19 protein-coding genes are annotated in these 16,531 nt (G+C 68.8%); 8 read left to right on the top strand and 11 right to left on the bottom strand.

Features of this window, described 5'->3' with window-relative positions; translation table 11 throughout:
• Positions 1-86: 86 nt before the first annotated feature.
• The 3 genes from pstC to pstB are packed head-to-tail and all read left to right on the top strand — an operon-like array spanning position 87 to position 2,827.
• A complete protein-coding gene (gene pstC, locus BN13_RS10895; RefSeq protein WP_048546789.1) occupies positions 87-1,097 on the top strand; it encodes a phosphate ABC transporter permease subunit PstC in 1,011 nt (336 codons plus the stop codon).
• Entirely contained in the window at positions 1,094-2,014 is a 921-nt protein-coding gene (gene pstA / locus BN13_RS10900; protein WP_048546791.1) for a phosphate ABC transporter permease PstA, read from the top strand. Before pstC ends, pstA begins: the two co-directional genes overlap by 4 nt.
• A gap of 36 nt (positions 2,015-2,050) precedes the next feature.
• Positions 2,051-2,827 carry a phosphate ABC transporter ATP-binding protein PstB gene (pstB, locus tag BN13_RS10905; protein ID WP_048546796.1) on the top strand — a complete coding sequence of 259 codons (777 nt, stop codon included), beginning with the start codon at positions 2,051-2,053 and terminating at the stop codon, positions 2,825-2,827.
• Between the two features lie 31 nt (positions 2,828-2,858).
• On the opposite strand, the gene BN13_RS10910 is transcribed toward pstB, so the two are convergent.
• From BN13_RS10910 to BN13_RS10925, 4 genes are read right to left on the bottom strand one after another with little or no spacing between them, the layout of a single operon-like run.
• On the bottom strand, positions 2,859-3,800 hold the full coding sequence (locus tag BN13_RS10910) for an NUDIX hydrolase (protein ID WP_048546798.1): 942 nt from the start codon (positions 3,798-3,800) through the stop codon (positions 2,859-2,861).
• The gene (locus tag BN13_RS10915) at positions 3,797-6,070 is read right to left on the bottom strand and encodes an RNA degradosome polyphosphate kinase (protein WP_157038553.1); all 2,274 of its coding nucleotides are present in this window, start codon (positions 6,068-6,070) and stop codon (positions 3,797-3,799) included. The genes BN13_RS10910 and BN13_RS10915 overlap by 4 nt, the downstream gene beginning before the upstream one ends.
• 5 nt (positions 6,071-6,075) lie before the next feature.
• Positions 6,076-7,065: a mycothiol synthase gene (gene mshD / locus BN13_RS10920; protein WP_048546799.1), complete on the bottom strand. Its 990-nt coding sequence runs from the start codon at positions 7,063-7,065 to the stop codon at positions 6,076-6,078.
• 7 nt (positions 7,066-7,072) lie between these two features.
• Positions 7,073-7,759, bottom strand: coding sequence for a response regulator transcription factor (locus BN13_RS10925; protein ID WP_048546800.1), 687 nt, complete (start codon positions 7,757-7,759; stop codon positions 7,073-7,075).
• A 20-nt stretch (positions 7,760-7,779) separates the two neighbouring features.
• Here BN13_RS10925 and BN13_RS10930 point away from each other — a divergent pair, with 20 nt between their 5' ends.
• Both BN13_RS10930 and BN13_RS10935 read left to right on the top strand, forming a co-directional pair.
• Positions 7,780-8,061, top strand: coding sequence for a MoaD/ThiS family protein (locus BN13_RS10930; protein ID WP_048546801.1), 282 nt, complete (start codon positions 7,780-7,782; stop codon positions 8,059-8,061).
• Between the two features lie 29 nt (positions 8,062-8,090).
• A complete protein-coding gene (locus BN13_RS10935) occupies positions 8,091-8,957 on the top strand; it encodes a hypothetical protein (RefSeq protein WP_048546802.1) in 867 nt (288 codons plus the stop codon).
• Positions 8,958-9,181: 224 nt separating this feature from the next.
• On the opposite strand, the gene BN13_RS10940 is transcribed toward BN13_RS10935, so the two are convergent.
• The gene (locus BN13_RS10940; protein WP_048549088.1) at positions 9,182-9,544 is read right to left on the bottom strand and encodes a DsrE family protein; all 363 of its coding nucleotides are present in this window, start codon (positions 9,542-9,544) and stop codon (positions 9,182-9,184) included.
• A 28-nt stretch (positions 9,545-9,572) separates the two neighbouring features.
• Here BN13_RS10940 and BN13_RS10945 point away from each other — a divergent pair, with 28 nt between their 5' ends.
• On the top strand, positions 9,573-10,067 hold the full coding sequence (locus BN13_RS10945) for an FABP family protein (RefSeq protein WP_048546803.1): 495 nt from the start codon (positions 9,573-9,575) through the stop codon (positions 10,065-10,067).
• A 174-nt stretch (positions 10,068-10,241) separates the two neighbouring features.
• Here BN13_RS10945 and BN13_RS10950 read toward each other — a convergent pair whose 3' ends face one another.
• Entirely contained in the window at positions 10,242-11,273 is a 1,032-nt protein-coding gene (locus BN13_RS10950) for an LCP family protein (RefSeq protein ID WP_048546804.1), read from the bottom strand.
• Between the two features lie 80 nt (positions 11,274-11,353).
• On the opposite strand from BN13_RS10950, the gene ygfZ reads away from it, so the two are divergent.
• Complete coding sequence (ygfZ, locus tag BN13_RS10955) at positions 11,354-12,379, top strand: CAF17-like 4Fe-4S cluster assembly/insertion protein YgfZ (RefSeq protein WP_048546805.1); 1,026 nt, start codon at positions 11,354-11,356, stop codon at positions 12,377-12,379.
• Here the strand turns inward: ygfZ and dtd are convergent.
• The 5 genes from dtd to BN13_RS10980 all read right to left on the bottom strand — a co-directional run bounded on the left by dtd (position 12,376) and on the right by BN13_RS10980 (position 16,126).
• Positions 12,376-12,807, bottom strand: a complete 432-nt coding sequence (gene dtd, locus BN13_RS10960; RefSeq protein WP_048546806.1) for a D-aminoacyl-tRNA deacylase — start codon at positions 12,805-12,807, stop codon at positions 12,376-12,378. The two genes, ygfZ and dtd, sit on opposite strands and share 4 nt — an antisense overlap.
• 4 nt (positions 12,808-12,811) lie before the next feature.
• Complete coding sequence (locus tag BN13_RS10965; protein ID WP_084733703.1) at positions 12,812-13,795, bottom strand: asparaginase; 984 nt, start codon at positions 13,793-13,795, stop codon at positions 12,812-12,814.
• A gap of 84 nt (positions 13,796-13,879) precedes the next feature.
• A complete protein-coding gene (locus BN13_RS10970; RefSeq protein ID WP_048546807.1) occupies positions 13,880-14,581 on the bottom strand; it encodes a hypothetical protein in 702 nt (233 codons plus the stop codon).
• A 278-nt stretch (positions 14,582-14,859) separates the two neighbouring features.
• Positions 14,860-15,594: a hypothetical protein gene (locus tag BN13_RS10975; RefSeq protein WP_048546808.1), complete on the bottom strand. Its 735-nt coding sequence runs from the start codon at positions 15,592-15,594 to the stop codon at positions 14,860-14,862.
• A gap of 10 nt (positions 15,595-15,604) precedes the next feature.
• Positions 15,605-16,126, bottom strand: a complete 522-nt coding sequence (locus BN13_RS10980) for a helix-turn-helix domain-containing protein (RefSeq protein ID WP_048546809.1) — start codon at positions 16,124-16,126, stop codon at positions 15,605-15,607.
• 77 nt (positions 16,127-16,203) lie between these two features.
• Here BN13_RS10980 and BN13_RS10985 point away from each other — a divergent pair, with 77 nt between their 5' ends.
• Positions 16,204-16,518: a DUF2516 family protein gene (locus tag BN13_RS10985; protein WP_048546811.1), complete on the top strand. Its 315-nt coding sequence runs from the start codon at positions 16,204-16,206 to the stop codon at positions 16,516-16,518.
• Positions 16,519-16,531: the final 13 nt, after the last annotated feature.

Genomic DNA, 16,531 nt, shown 5'->3' on the forward strand with positions numbered 1-16,531 from the left:
ATGTGGCCCGGTCGGATCTCTCCGGCCGGGCCCGTCGCACACACGCACAACGTGCCTATCTCCACGAATGGAAGGTGAGCCAGGACATGCAAAGCGTGACCGGCGTATCCATCGCCGACAAGACGCCCGGGTCACACGGCGAGTCGCCGTTGTCCGGGGACGGTGCTAGCACCGGCCGCCTCGGCGACCGACTCTTCGGAGGCGCGGCCATCGGTGCCGGGGCCGTTGTCGTCGGGCTCGTCACCTTGATCGGGGTGTTCCTGCTCTCGCAGGCGATCCCCTCACTGATGAAGAACGAGGCCAACTTCCTCACCTCCACCGAGTGGAGCGTTGGCGGGGACCACCCGCGCTTCGGCATCCTGCGTTTGCTGTGGGTGACCGTCCTGTCCTCGCTGCTGGCGCTGACGATCGCGGTGCCGATCGGCATCGCCGTCGCGCTCTTCATCACCAACTACGCGCCGAAGTGGCTCTCGAAGCCAGCGGCCTCGACGGTGGACCTGCTCGCGGCCGTGCCCTCGATCATCTTCGGCCTGTGGGGCCTGCGGGTCTTCGGACCGCGAACCGAGGGAATCCAGAACTTCCTGCGCGAGAAGGCCGGCTGGTTCCCGCTCTTCAAAGAAACGACGGTCGGGAGTTTCACCACCATCTTCCTTGCGGGCCTCGTGCTGGCGATCATGATCCTGCCGATCATCACCGCGCTGTCGCGCGAGGTTTTCGCGCAGACGCCGACCACTCACAAGGAGGGGGCGCTGGCCCTCGGCGCCACGAAGTGGGAGATGATCCGCACCGCGGTCCTACCCTTCGGCAAGCCCGGCGTCATCTCCGCCGCGATGCTCGGCCTCGGCCGCGCCCTCGGCGAGACGGTCGCGGTGATGATCCTGATCTCCTCGCTCGCCCAGGGCACGGACTTCTCGTTCAGCTTCTTCGACGGCGGCGAGACCTTCGCCTCCAAGATCGCCCTCGGCGCCGGTGAGTTCGACACCCCGCAAAAGACCGGCGCCTATATCGCCGCCGGCCTGGTGCTCTTCATCTTGACCTTCATCGTCAACGCCATCGCCCGCATCGTCATCGAGCGTCGGAAGGCCTTCACCGAATGACCGCCATCACCAACGGCCTCCCGCGGGACCGGATGCTGTCCGAACCCCGGGACCTCGACCTGCGCGGCAAGAGCGGCAGCCGCGCGCTGAAGAACTCCGTCGCCACCGCCGTCATGTGGGCTGCCTTCGCCATCGCGGTCATCCCGCTGGTGTGGATCCTGCTGACGGTCGCGGTCAAGGGCGGCCACCTGATCCTTGACTCCACGTGGTGGACCAACTCGCAGCAGGGCATCACCGCCAGGCGTGAAGGCGGCGGCGCCGTCCACGCCATCCAGGGCACGCTGATTCAGGGTTTGGTGACCGCGCTGATCTCAGTTCCGATCGGGGTGCTGACCGCGGTCTATCTCGTGGAGTATGGCCGCGGCCGGTTCGCCCGGATCGTCAGCTTCATGGTCGACATCCTCACCGGCGTGCCGTCGATCGTCGCCGGCCTGTTCATCTACGCCGTCTTCATCACGACCTTCGGCTTCACCCGGGCCGGCATCTTCGTCTGCCTCTCGCTGACACTGTTGATGATCCCCGTCGTGGTTCGCTCGACCGAGGAAATGCTCAAGCTCGTGCCCAACGAGTTGCGGGAAGCGGCCTACGCGCTCGGGGTGCCGAAGTGGAAGACGATCTTCTCGGTCGTCCTGCCGACCGCATTCTCCGGCATCATTACCGGCGTCCTGCTCGGCCTGGCCCGCGTCATGGGCGAGACGGCTCCGCTGCTGATCCTCGGGCCCTACACCAAGGCCATTGCCACCGATCTCTTCGGCGGCAATATGGCGACGCTGCCCACGATGATCAACCAGGACCGCGACCAGGCGGTGACGCTCCCGGCATACGACCGGATCTGGGCGGCCGCGCTCACGCTGATCCTGCTCATCCTTCTGCTCAACCTGCTGGGCCGGCTCGCGGGCCGCTTCAGCAAGGTCTGACCCCGACCCCCAACCCAGACAAGGGCGATCCCCACCATGGCCAAGCGCATCGACGTCAGCGACCTGGACATCTTCTATGGCAGCTTCAAGGCCGTTGAGGGCGTCTCGATGAGCATTGAACCCCGCGCCGTCACCGCCTTCATCGGCCCGTCCGGTTGCGGCAAGTCCACGGTGCTGCGCACCCTCAACCGGATGCACGAGGTCATCCCGGGCGGCCGCGTCGAGGGCAAGGTCCTCCTCGACGGCCAAGACCTCTATGCCAAGGACGTCGACCCGGTCGGCGTGCGCCGCACCGTCGGTATGGTGTTCCAGCGCCCGAATCCGTTCCCCACCATGACGATTCGCGACAATGTCGCGGCCGGGCTGAAGCTCAATGGCGTCAAGAACAAGGCGCGCCTCGACGAGGTCGTCGAAAAGTCACTGAAGGGCGCCAACCTCTGGAATGAGGTCAAGGACCGCCTCGACAAGCCCGGCGCGGGCCTCTCCGGTGGTCAGCAGCAGCGCCTCTGCATCGCGCGCGCCATCGCTGTCGAGCCGCAAGTGCTGCTGATGGACGAGCCGTGCTCGGCGCTCGACCCGATCTCCACGCTCGCCATCGAAGACCTGATCAACGAGCTGAAAGAGCGCTACACGATCGTCATCGTGACGCACAACATGCAGCAGGCCGCCCGCGTCTCGGACCAGACCGCCTTCTTCAACCTCAAGGCCACCGGCCAGCCGGGCAAGCTGGTCGAGCTCGACTCCACCAGCAAGATCTTCAACAACCCCACCGAGAAGGCCACCGAGGACTACATCTCCGGCCGCTTCGGCTAAGCCGAAGCCGGCTGTCCAGTCAGGCGTGCGGTCAGTCGTCCTCGGCGAAATAGCGCTCGATCGCGACTAGGCGGGCCTCGTCGCCGCGGCCGACGAGATGCGCGATCAGGGCCTCGCCCTTCGCCATACCGTCGCGGCTGGCTGCCCGCAGCGCGGCCATCGGCCGGTTCGCTGACTCGTGGGCGAGCATCCGGTCGAGGATGGCTGGGAGCACGGGGCGGTGGCTGCAGACCACGACCGGCTTAGCCTTGCGAATGAGCTTGTCCACGAAGGCCGTCGTCGCGCTGGGGTCGGCTTCGAAGGTCTCCTCCGACAGGTCGTCGCGGGCGCGGAGCTTCAGCTTGGCGGCCGCAGCGAACGGGGCGACGGTCTCGTTGCAGCGCGTCGAGGACGAGGTGTAGACCCGGTCCGGCGCATACGACCCCAGCAACGGAATCAGCGCCCTGGACTGCTCCCGGCCGCGGGCATCGAGCGGGCGGAGCCAATCGGGGCGCCGCCAGTTCGAGCGCTGGAGTGCCCGCCCGTGGCGCACGACGACGAGCGGCCACGTCGCCAACGCCCCGGCGTCGTGGGCCGCCATCAGCGCCCGCAGTTGGACGCGATCGCGCGAGTAGTCCAGCCGGCCGTGCGCCGTGGCCGCGTCCAGCCAGGCGACCTCGTCGATCTCGTTGACGAGCCGGCCGGACCCGCCGATAACCTGGGCGGCCCAATAGCGGACTTCCTTGGTGGCCGGGATGCCGCGGTAGTCGAGGAAGGTGTAGTGCGCCGGCGGCAGGGGTATGCCGAGGCGCACCACGAGCCCGGTCTCCTCCTCCGTCTCGCGCGCCCCGGCGACAGGGAATTGCTCGTCGGGGTCGAGCTTGCCCTTGGGCCAGGACCAATCGTCATACCGAGGCCGGTGCACGAGGGCGACCTCCAAGCGCCCGCCGGACAGTCGCCACGGCAAGGTGCCGGCGGCAGGAACGTCCCTCATCGACTCGCCTTGCGCCGCTTCTTCGCGTAGTAGTCGATCAACCGCTTCTGGTAGTCCCGCAGCGGTTGACCCTCCTCATCGAGGTGGTGGCGGATCCAGCGGCCGTCCGCCTCCAGTCGCCAACTCGCGAACTCATTGCTCATTCCGCGCGTGATGAGGCTCTCGACAAACTCAATCTGGCCGGGGTCGCGCAGCATCAGCAGCGTCTCGACGCGGCGATCGAGGTTGCGGTGCATCATGTCGGCGCTGCCGATCAGGGCCACGGGGTCGCCGTCGCCGCCGAAGCAGAAGACCCGCGAGTGCTCCAGGAAGCGCCCCAGGATCGAGCGGACCTCGATATTTTCCGAGAGTCCGGGCACGCCGGGGCGGATGGCGCAGATGCCGCGGACGAGCACCTGAATCTTCACCCCGGCTTGGGAGGCGCGATAGAGCGAGTCGATGAGGTTCTCATCGACGATCGAGTTGACCTTGAGCCGGATCGAGGCGGGGCGACCGGCCTCGGCATACGAAATCTCTTTGTTGATGAGGTCGTCCAGACCCGAGCGGACCGTGCGCGGGGCGACCAGGAGGCGCTTGAACTTCGCCCGCGGGGCGAGGCCGGAGAGCATGTTGAAGAGGCGGGTGAGGTCTTCGGCGACCTCTTCGTCGCAGGTCAGCAGGCCGAGGTCCTCATAGAGCCGGGCCGTCTTGGGGTTGTAGTTGCCGGTGCCGATATGGCAGTAGCGGCGCAGGCCTTCGGCCTCTTGGCGCACGACGAGCGAGAGCTTGCAGTGCGTCTTCAGGCCGACGATGCCATAGACGACGTGGACCCCGGAATGTTCGAGCTTACGGGCCCAAGAGATGTTGTTCTGCTCATCGAAGCGGGCCTTGATCTCCACCACCGCGAGCACCTGCTTGCCGGCCTCGGCCGCGTCGATGAGGGCGTCGATGATGGGGCTGTTGCCGCTGGTCCGATAGAGGGTCTGCTTAATCGCCAGCACGTGCGGGTCGGCCGCCGCCTGCTCGATGAAGGCCTGGACCGAGGTCGAGAAACTGTCATACGGGTGGTGTAGGAGCACATCGCTGCGACGGATGGCCGCGAAGATGTCCCGAGCCTTTGCCGACTCGGTCGGAGCCAGGTCGACATTGGTCCGGGCGACGAAGCGCTCGAAATGCAATTCGGAGTTCTCGAGGTCGGCGATGACGTTGAGGCCGCGCAGATCGAGCGGCGCGGGCAGGCGATAGACCTCGGCCTGGCTGACGCCCAACTCGCGCACGAGCAGGTCCATGACCTTGTCGTCCATCGCCTTATCGACTTCGAGACGGACCGGCGGGCCGAAGCGGCGGCGGGTGAGTTCCCGCTCCAGCGCGGTCAGGAGGTTCTCGGCGTCGTCCTCCTCGACCTCGAGATCCTCATTGCGGGTCACCCGGAAGGTGAAGCTCTCCTGCACCTCCATGCCGGGGAAGAGCTGGTCCAGGTGCGCGGCGATGAGGTCCTCTAGCGCCACAAAGCGGGTGACCTCGGCCAACGGCGAGTCGGGGTCGGGCTCGTGCTCCACCTTGATGAACCGCGGCAGCAGCGGCGGCACTTTCACCCGCGCGAAATGTTCCTTGCCCGTGCGCGGGTTGAGCAGGACCACCGCCAAGTTGAGCGACAACCCGGAGATATAGGGGAAGGGGTGGGCCGGGTCGACGGCGAGCGGCGTCAGCACCGGGAAAATCCGCCCCGTGAAGTAGGTGCCGAATCGCACCTGCTCGGCGGCGCTCAGCTGATCCACGCGCACGATGCGTATGCCGTTGCGCTCCAGCGCCGGTCGCACGCCGTCGTGGAAGATCAGCGCCTGGGCGGCCAACAGGTCATGGCTCACCTCGGCGATGCGGTCCAGCACCTCCCGAGGCTCCAGGCCCGAGGCGGAGCGCACGGCCAGGCCGGTGGCGATCCGCCGCTTGAGCCCGGCGACGCGCACCATGAAGAACTCGTCGAGGTTGGAGGTAAAAATCGCCAGGAAACGCGCGCGCTCCAGCAGCGGCAGGTGCTCGTCGGCCGCGAGCTGCAGCACCCGCTCGTTGAACTGGAGCCAGGAGATCTCGCGGTCGAGGAAGCGGTCCGCCGGCAACGATCCGGCATCGGCGTCGTGCGGGTCGCCAAGGCGGACGAAGCGCCCGTCGGGCCCGCGCATGACCGTGCGCCGCGGCGCGGTGGCTGCCGTGATGACGAGTTCGCCGGTCGCCGCGAGATCAACCTCGCCGGGCACAGGTGAGGTCACGGTGGCGGGGTCCGGCACGGGCATACGCGTCATCTTGTCAGGTCGGGACCGGCGGCGGCAGGGGAGCCGCCGGGGTCCCGAGTCACGGCATGAGGCACGGCATACTGCCGGTCCGTTGCCAGCGGCGTGAAGCCCTGCCGGCGGTAGGTGGCCATGGCGGCGCTGTTGTCGTCGTCGACATAGAGGACGACGTGGCGTAGCCCGCGGGCGGTGAGATGCGCGAGGCCGGCGGCCGTCATCGGGCCGGCCAAGCCGCGGCCCTGGAAGGCGGGGGAGACGGCGAGGACATAGACCTCGCCGGCAGGGAGAGGGCCGTCCGCGGTGACCACCACCTGCTCGGGGTCGACCTTAGTCCAGTGGCTCGCGGCCAACCGGCCATCGGGAGCCCACAGCATGAGCAGGCCGCTGGGATCGAACCAGTCCTGCGCCATCAACGCGGCCAAGGCGGCGGCATCGACCTGCCCCTGCTCGGGGTGGGAGGCGAAGGCCGCGGCGTTGACCGCGAGCCAGGCGTCCTCGTCCCCGGGCCGGAAGGACGCCAACTCAAAGCCGGCCGGAAAGGTGGGGGCCGCGGCATCGGCGTCGGTCAGCGACCTCCCTAGCAAGTGCAGCAGCCGAATGGAGTGCAGTCCGTGGGCCTCGGCGAATCCGCGGGCGGCCGGGAGGTCCCCATGGGCCCAAATCTCCGTCGCCCCCGCGTGGCGAAGCCGATCGAGCACCGCACTGCCCACGCCGGCGCGTCGCCGATCGGGGTGGACGAGCAGTTCGCCGGTGCTCCCCACGACGGCCCCGTATGCCGCGAGCTCGCCCCCCGCGGCGCGGACCACATAGGACCTGGGGTCGCCCAGGCGCATCCGGAAGGTCTCGGACATGGGGGTCACGCCATCTACGGCGGCGGTGTCGGCGAGCAACGACCGGATCGCGTCGGCGTCGCTGGGCTGGGCTTCGCTGGGTTCACCGCGATCTGGGTCCGCCGGCGCCTCAGGAATCGGCCCGCTAGATGTCGGCGTTTCAGACATCGGCGCTTCAGACATCGGCGCCGGTCGGCTCGTTGATCAGCCGGTAGCCGACGTTTCGAACCGTCCCGATGAGGCGCTCGTGATCGTGCCCGAGTTTGGCGCGCAGGCGCCGGATGTGGACATCGACGGTGCGGGTGCCGCCGTAGTAGTCGTAGCCCCATACCTCCTGCAGCAGTTGCGCCCGGGTGAAGACGCGGCCGGGATGCTGCGCGAGGTACTTCAGGAGCTCGAACTCCTTGTAGGTCAGGTCCAGCGTGCGATTGCCCAGGCGCGCGGAATAGGACGACTCGTCGATCGTGATCGCACCCGCCGTGATCGGGACGCCTTCGTCATCGGCGTCCGGAGATACCCGCCCCGAGGCCAGCCGCAATCGGGCCTCCACCTCCGCCGGGCCCGCCGTGTCAAGGAGGACGTCGTCCACGCCCCAATCGGCCGTGACTGCCGCGAGGCCACCCTCGGTCAGGATCGCGATGACCGGATTGGACGTCCCGGTGGCGCGCAGCACCCGGCACAACGACTTGGCGGCGACGAGTTCGCGGCGGGCGTCGACCAGGATCGCGTCCGCCGTCGGGGCGTTGACGAGCGCGGCCGCCTCCGCGGGCAGGATTGACACGTGATGGCTGAGCAGGCCGAGTGCGGGCAGAACCTCGGCGCTCGGGGCGAGCGCATTGGTCAGCAGCAGTAGCCGGGCCATACAAGGCAGGATAGGCGCTGATGAATACCACCGACTCCGACGCTCACCCTGTGACCCCGGCCGAAGCAGGGGTCAGGGTCCGCTATTGGGCCGGCGCGCAGGCTGCCGCGGGCACCGAGAGCGACCTCCTACCCGCCGGCACCGTTGCCGATGTTCGATCTGCGGCGGTCCGCCGCCATCCGGACCTCGCGCCCGTCGCGCCGCTGTGCAGCATTCTGGTCGACGGGATCGCCGCCGCCGATGAGGAGGTCATCCCGGTCGGGGCGCAGGTCGAGTTCTTGCCGCCGTTTGCGGGTGGGTGATGCAGGCAGGTGATGCAAGGATGACCGCCGTGTCGAGTGCGGCCCCGTCCCCCACGCTGCTTCGCGAGCGTGCCCTGCCCGCCACGGTGCCGCTGACTGTCGTCGGTGCGGGCCTCCTCGCGCTAACGGCGGCCGCGGGCGAGCCGTTCGTTGCCCTGGCCTTGGCGTTAGGCGGTTATCTGCTCGCGATCGGCCTCCCGGCGGCACTCGGCGCGAGCAACCTGCATCGGTCGGGTTTCGTGCTCGCGCTCGCTACGCTGTTGGCGTCCGCCGCCGTACTCGGCATCGAGGACGAGCCCCGGCTCCGGCTCCTTCCGGTTGCGATTGCCGCGTCGCTGATCGTGGCCTTCCTGATGCAGTTGACCCGCTCCGACAACCGGCCGCAATTGGCTCGGACGATCGCCTCCGACGCCCTGGGCTTGGCGATCATCGCCTCCGGCGTCTCCCTGGCCCCGGTCACGGACCTCCATGCCGAGCAGGCGGTCGTGGCATCAGCGATGGCGGCGATCGCCGTGTCCGCCCTGCTCGACCTCCTCCTTGCCGGGCCGTATGCCGCGTGGCTCCTCCCCGGGGCCGCCCTCCTCGGCGCCGTGGGAGCCATGCTGGTCGGGCTTGCCGTCGCCGGGGGTGCCCCCCTCTGGGCGTATGCCGTGCTCGGCGCCGTCGCCGCCGCCACCGCGCAGGCCACGCGGCGGGTGTTGACGGACGCGGCCCTACACCCGTCCCCGGCACCCGCGTCCGCAGCGGACGGAGCGTCCTCGGCCTGGCTCACCCGGGCGCAAGCCTCGGCTGCCCGGGCAACCGTCTCCAAGGATTCCGCCTTGACAGTCGCGGTGGCCGGCCTGCTCGCGCCCGGACTCGCCGTCTTCGCCATAGCTCGCCTCTTCCTCGGCTGAGCCAGCCCCGGTTGACAAGCCCAGCCTCCTGCCGAAGTCCCCGCGCCCCGGACATTTGGAATACGTATGCCGCGCCTCGCCTCCCCGGTGCACGCTCGGTGAGCGTCGCGGGAGGGTGGCGGCGCACCCTACGGACTCGCATTGGTATTCCAAATGTCCCCTCTGGCCGCGCTGGGCCCGCGGGTCGGCCAAGGAGAGTTCCGCGGGCCAGCTCAGGCGAGGTCTCAGTAGACGAGAGCCTGCGCTCCCGGGGCCAGCGACTCCTCGACGAAGGCCGCGGCTCCGCGGATCTCGACTCCCGGGAGCAGGTCGTCCGTGGTCAACTCGCGGCGGGCCGCGCACTGCGAGCAGACCGTGACCCGGCCACCCTCGAGGATGGAGGCGAGGAGATCGGGGGCGGGCGCGGCATACGGCAGATCGAGGGTCTCGGCCCGCCCGGGCACGGCGAACCACGACGCGTCCCCGGTGAGCCAGAGCGACACCTGGGCGCCGGCGGCGATGGCGGTGGCCCCGACGGTCAACGCCTGATTTGCGCGCTCGGGGGCATCGAGACCACAGGTCAGTTTGACGACGAGGCTCCGCTCCATCTGCCCGAGACTAGCTAGCATCACGGGCATGTTCACTCTCGACGACACCATCCATCCCGATGTGGCCAAGTTGGCCTGGCTCGTCGGTCGGTGGGAGGGGGCTGGGGTGGTGGGCTACCCGACGATCACCTCACGCAACTTCGGGCAGGAGATCGTCGTCAGCCACGACGGCCGACCCTTCCTGGAGTGGCAGAGCCGCACCTGGCTGCTGGACGGGGAGGGCAATCTGGAGCGACCGGCTGCCCGCGAGAGTGGCTTCTGGCGGGTGACGCCCGACGGCGACGCCGAGTTGCTGCTCACGCATCCGACCGGGATTCTCGAGCTCTATTACGGCACGATCGAGCCGGCCCGGATCACCCTGCAAACCGACGGCGTGATCCGCAGCCCGCAGGCAAAGGAATACAACGCCGCCACCCGCCTCTATGGCCTCGTCGATTCCAAGCTCATGTGGGCAATGGACATGGCCGCCGTCGGCCAGCCCCTGCAAAGCCACGCCTCGGCAGAGCTCAAGCGCCTCGAATAGGCGCTGAAGCGGCCCCGAACAATGCCGTGGACGGGAGAAGCTTGGGCGGGGCAGTCGAGGAGCGGAGACGAGCGAGGCACGAGCGAGCGCAGCGACGAAACTCCTGCCCCGCCCAAGCTTCCCCCGTCTGCGGCTCGTGCCTGCTGCAGCTCCTACTCGGCCGTCCCGCTCCGGCTACTTATCGTTCGCGAGGTAGCCCGCCACGTCGTCGGACTGCAGCGCCAGGCCCAGTTCCTCCATCCGGCGCTCGTCCACGATGTCGATCGCGCCGCCATTGGGGGCGGTGCCGAAGCCGGTGAACGGTGCGGTCATGAAGACGATGTCGTCCGCTCGCAGGTCGCGCAGCGACATCGCCTGGGCGCGCATGAACTTCGGGGTGATCCCGCGGTCGACCACCAAGTTGGAGGTGGCCGCCTCCATGAAATGGCTCAGCTTCACCGGGTTGAGCAGGACGCCCGGGCTCAGCGTCTTGACCATCAAGGCCTTAATAAACGCCAGTTGCCGGCGGCCACGGGAGATGTCGCCTTCGGAGAGCGACTTGCGTTCGCGCACGAAGTCCAGGGCCTGCGCCCCGGTGAGGTCGTTCCAGCCCTTGACCACCTGGAAGGTGCCCTCGTCGCTGGCTTCCTCGGCCCAGACGCGGACGCCGCCGACCGCGTCGGTCATGTTCATGAAGCCTTGGAAGTCGATCTTGGCGGCGTGGTCGATCTTGACGCCCAGCATCCCCTGCAGCGTGCGCACGAGCAGCGGCGAGCCGCCATACGCGAAGGCCGCGTTGATCTTGTCCTTGCCCTTGCCCGGAATCGAGACATAGAGGTCTCGCGGGAAGTGCATGAGATAGACCTTGTCCTTCTTCTCCGTGACGTGGGCAATGATGATCACGTCCGAGCGGCTGAAGGTGTCGCCCGGTCGGGCGTCCGAGCCGATGATCAGGTAGTTCTCGCCCATTCCCGTGACGAGGGGCTTGCCGCCGGCGTCGCCCCCATCGCCGCCAGTGGTGCCGCCCGCCGCCGTGGTCGGCAGGAGGTCGTCCTGGGCGATATTGGACAGCTTGCTGTTCAGGAACCAGACGAAGCCGGCGGTGCCCGCCAGCAGCAGGAGCAGCAGGCTGAGGACGACGGCCAGCACCCGACGTCCGCGTCGGCGGCGCCTGACCGGCGCGTCATAGTCCGAGCGGTCGGCCTCGTCGGTGAATTGCTCCAACACGGGGCACAGGATAAGTCGGCAACCTGCGCATTCCTCCCGCCTCGGGTGGCGCGGGCCCACCTCGGTGAGAGACTGGCCGTATGCCGATCCCTCCCTCCCCTCTCCTCGCGCGTCCCGGCGCGGTCGCCGGGGAAGGCGTCGATGCGGGGGTAGCCAGCCACTACGGCGATCCGCTGCGCGAGCAGCGGCTTCTGGTCGAAGGCCTCGCGGCCGTCGATCTCTCCCATCGCGATGTCGTCACGGTGTCCGGCCCGGACCGGCTCTCCTGGCTGCACTCGATGACGACCCAGCACCTCACCGGCCTCGCGCAGTGGACCTCGCGCGAATCCCTCGTCCTGAGCCCCAAGGGTCACATCGAGCACGATCTCCATCTTGTGAACGACGGGGAACGCGTCTGGATCACGGTCGAGCCCGGCACCGGACCGGCCCTAGTGGAGTGGCTGGAGCGGATGCGCTTCATGCTGCGCGTCGAGGTCGCGCTCGTCTCGGAGTCGTATGCCGTGCTCGGCGAGCCCATCGCCCGCGAGTTCGTTCCCGGAGACCCGGCCGGGGTCGCCGCGTGGCGCGATCCGTGGCCGGACATGGTGGGGGATACCGCGGCATACGGTCCGGTGGAACACCCGGCCACGGGACGTGCGTGGCGAGAATTGATCGTCCCGCGCGCCGAGTTGGCGGCGGCCGTCGGGGACCGGCCTCTGGCCGGGATGTGGGCTGCCGAGGCGCTCCGCGTCGCGGACTGGCGACCCCGGGCGGGTTTCGAGACCGATCACCGCACGATCGCGCACGAGGTGGACTGGCTGCGCAGCGCAGTGCATCTGCACAAGGGGTGCTACCGCGGCCAGGAGACGATCGCCCGCGTGCACAATCTCGGGCGGCCGCCCCGGCGGTTGGTCTTCCTGCACCTCGATGGGTCGGGGCACACCCTCCCCGAGCGCGGCGCGTCCTTGACGCTGGGGGACCGGGCCGTGGGACACCTGACCACTGTGGCCCGGCACTACGAGGACGGCCCGATCGCGCTGGGCCTGATCAAGCGCAACACTCCGGTCGACGCGGAGTTGCGTGTCGGCGACATCAGTGCCGCCCAGACAACGATCGTCACCCCCTAGCCGTCGGTGTCGAGCAGGATCGTCACCGGTCCGTCGTTGACGAGTTCGACGGCCATGTCGGCTCCGAAGATCCCCTCGTGCACCACCAGGCCGTATGCCGCGAGCCCCCTCCCGAGGTCGCTCACCAAGGGCTCGGCCACGGGGCCGGGCGCGGCGCCATTCCAGGAGGGCCGTCGGCCCTTACGGGTGTCGGCATAGAGGGTGAACTGGCTGATCAGTAAGACCGGGGCGCCGAGGTCGGCGGCCGATAACTCCTCCCGCATGATGCGCAACTGAGCGATCTTGCGGGCGAGCAGGGCTACCTGGTCGGGTCCGTCGCCGTGGGTGACGCCGGCCAGGACGACGAGCCCCGGGCCGTAGAACCCCGAGACCCGGTCGCCGGCGACGGTGACCGAGGCGCCATTGGCCCGCTGGACGACCGCGCGCACGAGGTCAGAAGCCGGTGGCGATGATGCCGCCGACGACCTCGCCGTGGCCGAGGATCGGGGCGTCGGTCAGCGCGGCATACGCATCGGAGTCGATCCCGAGCGACTGCATGGCGGCGGCGAGGATGACCGGGCGCGCGCGCTGCCCGCCATCGGCCACCTTGAGGGCGATGCCGCGACCGTCGGCCAGGCCCACGGCATACACGGCCTCCGCGCCATCCTTGGCGATCGCGCCGTCGGTGCCCTGCATCAGGGCGGTGACATCGCGGCGGGTGCCGCCGACATACTCCGGGTGAGCGCGCATGGCGGACGCGATCCGACCGCAGGCAGTGTCGGGGTCCGCCGCGGCGACGCTGGCGAAGGCGCGAGCGAGGCCGCGTAGGGACACCGCCATCACCGGAGCGCCGCAGCCGTCGATGGCGGTCGCCGCGACCGGCTCTTGGGCGACATCGGCCAGGGTGGCCGCGATGGCCTGCTGGAGCGGGTGGTCGACATCGCGATAGGTCGCGAGGTCCCAGCCGTTGACGCGGCAGGTGAGCAGCATGGCCGCGTGCTTGCCGGAGCAGTTCTGGAAGATCGCCGACTTGGGCTCGCCGGCCGCGATGGCGCGGTCGTGCTCGTCCTGGTTGTAGGGATAGTCCGGGGTGTTCTGCAGGTCGGCATCGGTCAACTGGCCGAGGGCGAGGATCTCGCGGACACCATCAAGGTGGAAGGCCTCGCCACTGTGGCTCGAACAGGCCAGCGCCAGCAGGTGATCGGGCAGGTCGAGGCCGTGGCGAAGCATCGCCAGGGCCTGCAGGGGTTTGTTACTGGAGCGGGGGAAGATGGGGCTGTTGATCGCACCGCGTTCGAGCAGGACGTTCCCATCGCGGTCCAAGGCGACCAGCGACGCGCGGTGAGCGGATTCGAGGAAGCCGCCGCGCACGGCATACGCCAGGATCGGCGCCTCCGTGAGTGCCGGGGGCGGGTCCGAAGGCAGCGTCGCAGTCACGGCGACCAGGGTAGCCAGGGACAGGGCAAACGCGAACCGGCCGGGCCACCCAATGGGTGACCCGGCCAGTTCGGTGGGGCTAGATCAGGCGCCGACCTTGGCGGTCGCGTCCTTGGCGGCCTCGGCCGCAGCGACAGCGGTCTTGCGAGCGCTGGTGCTGGTGGCCTTCGCCTTGGCGGTCGCGGTCTTGGTGGTCTTGCGGGCGGTCGTCGCGGTGGACTTCGCCGCCGCGGCGGTGCGCTCGGCGCCGGCCTTGACGTCGGCAACGGTGGACTTGGCCTCGTCAGAGAGCCCGTCGACCAGCTTCTCGGCGACCTTGGACACCTCGTTGGCACCGGTCGTGAAGGCGGCCTTGGCCGACTCCTCGATCGAAGCGACGGACTTGCGGGCCGCGGTGGCGGCACCCTTGGCCTGCGCCTCGGTGTTCTTGAACTGCTCCATGAGCTCCTTGGTGGCGCTCTGGTTGCGGATGCGGTCGACGACCTTCTCGCCGCGGGTGGCGAGGTCCTCGTAGAACTCGATCGCGGTCTCGAAAGCCTGCGCCGAGGTCTCCTTGACGGTGGCGGGCGCGGCGGCGAGCTGCTTGCGGAACTCGGCGAAGCGGTCGCTTGCCTGGGTCGGCAGGTCGCCGATCTCGGCACCGCTCTTGTTGGCCTGCTCGGTGGCGCGGGCGCCGGCCTCGCGAACCTTCTCGACGGCCAGGTCGGTCATGCCGAGGGCCGCGTAGAACGGGGTGCCTGAGGTCAAGGCGGACTTGATGTCGAAGACGGGGGTGGTGCTGGCCATGATGTGCTCCTTGGGTGAAGGGCCGGTAATGCGGTCCGTGGGGGTGATCCGGAACGTTCTGTCCCGGTCACCGGGTATGCCACAAGTATGCTTGCTCTAGTTAGCACTTTGCAAACTGGGGGCAGCATTTGTGGTGGGCATCACAGTGGCCTCCGTCGGTCTAATGGTGGGAAGTCGTTGGGGGGCAACGCGAAAGCGCGGGGCCCGAGGGAGATGGTCCCTCGGGTCCCGCGCTTGCTGTTGTATGCCGCGGCGCTCGCTGGCCGACTGGCCGGCGGTCAGTCGCCGAGCTTCTCGGCGGCGTCCTTGGCCGCCTGAGTCGTCTTTGCGGCCGCCTTGCGGGTGCTGGTGCTGGCTGCCTTGGTTCGCGTGCGGGTGGCCTTGGCGCCCGTCGTGGCCGTGCGCTTTGCTGTGGTCGCGGCGTTCGTAGCGTCGTCGGTGACGGTGGCGGCGGCCTTCTTGGCAGCGGTACGCGTGCGGCGAACGATCGGCGCCGCCGTTGCGGCAGCCGTCTCCGCGGCCGCCTCAACCGTGTCCTTGGCTGCCGCGGCCGTCTTGGACGAGGCCTTCGTCGCGGTCGTGGCCGCTCCCTTCGCCTGGGCCGCCGCGAACTTCACCTGTTCCGCCGCCTCGGTGGAGGACCCCTGCTTGCGCACCCGGCCGGCGACCTTTTCACCGCGGACGGCCAACTCCTCATACGTCTCGCCGGCGCGGGCGATCGCCTCGGTCGCGGCGTCGCGCAGTGTCGCGGGGGCGGCCTGAGCTGCCTCGGCGACGTCCTTTAGCTGGCTGGGGGCGGCCTGAACCTGCTCGACGAGGCGAGCGGCTGCCTCCCGGGCCTTGGCGGGCAGGTTTCCAAGATCGGCGACGCTCTGCGCGGCGGCCTTCGAGGCGGCACCGGTTGCGGCGGCGGCCGCTTCACGGATCTTCTCGACTGCGAGGTCGGTGGCGCCGATCGAGGCGTAAACGTGGACCTCCGGCGACGTGGCGGGGTTCTTCTTCTTGCGTGCCATGGTGACTCCTTTAGTCGGTAGGTGGGTTGGCCGGATTGCGCGTTGAGGTCGTCTTGCGGGGTGTGGTCGCTTTGCGAGCTGTGGCGGACTTGGTCGGGGCATCGTCGGCGGTTGCGGCGTTCTTCGAGGCACTCGGCTTCCGCTCCGGCGTCGGCGCGACCTGAATCTCCTCGGCCGCACCGCTGACGAAGCTGTCATACACCGAGAGCAGGGTGTCCTTCTGGCGTGCCGTCAGGCGCGGGTCGCTGTTGATCGCAGCCCTCGTGTCCGGCAAGCCCGGGTCGCTGGCGTCGTCGGGGTCAAGGAGGCCGGCGCGCACATAGAGCGATTCGGCCGACACCGACAACCCCTTGGCGATCTGCTGAAGTATCTCGGCGCTCGGCTTCTTCAGGCCGCGTTCGATCTGGGAGAGATACGGATTCGAGACGCCCGCGAGCTCGGACAGCTGACGCACCGACAACCGCGCAGTCTGGCGCTGCTCCCGCAAGTAGTCACCCAGGCTGCCGAGGTCACTCAGGGGATTGCGATTCATACCCCCTAATTATGCTTGCTCGAGTTAGCAATCGCAAAACCACCAGTGCCCCAATCTCCGACCCGTATCGTGTGCACATGTTCGCCACCGTCCAGCAGAGCGTCGCGCTCGTCCTCGGCATCGGCGCGTTCGGGCTTGAGGTATTTGCCCTGGTCGACGCCTTGCGTCGGCGCCCCGACGCGTTCGCGGCGTCCGGCAAGCGGACCAAGCAGTTCTGGACGCTAATGCTCGCGGCCGCCGCCGCGATCGGCTTCGTCGTGCTCTTCTCGCCGCTCACGCTGTTCGGCCTAATCGCCGTCGTCGCGGCGGCCGTCTATCTGACCGACGTCCGCCCCGCCCTCGACGAGGTCACGCGCGGTGGCGGCCGGATGGGTCCCTACGGGCCCTGGTGACCCCTTGGGTCGG

Origin of the sequence: Nostocoides jenkinsii Ben 74, from assembly GCF_001046875.1 — a bacterium.
GTDB lineage: Bacteria > Actinomycetota > Actinomycetes > Actinomycetales > Dermatophilaceae > Nostocoides_A > Nostocoides_A jenkinsii.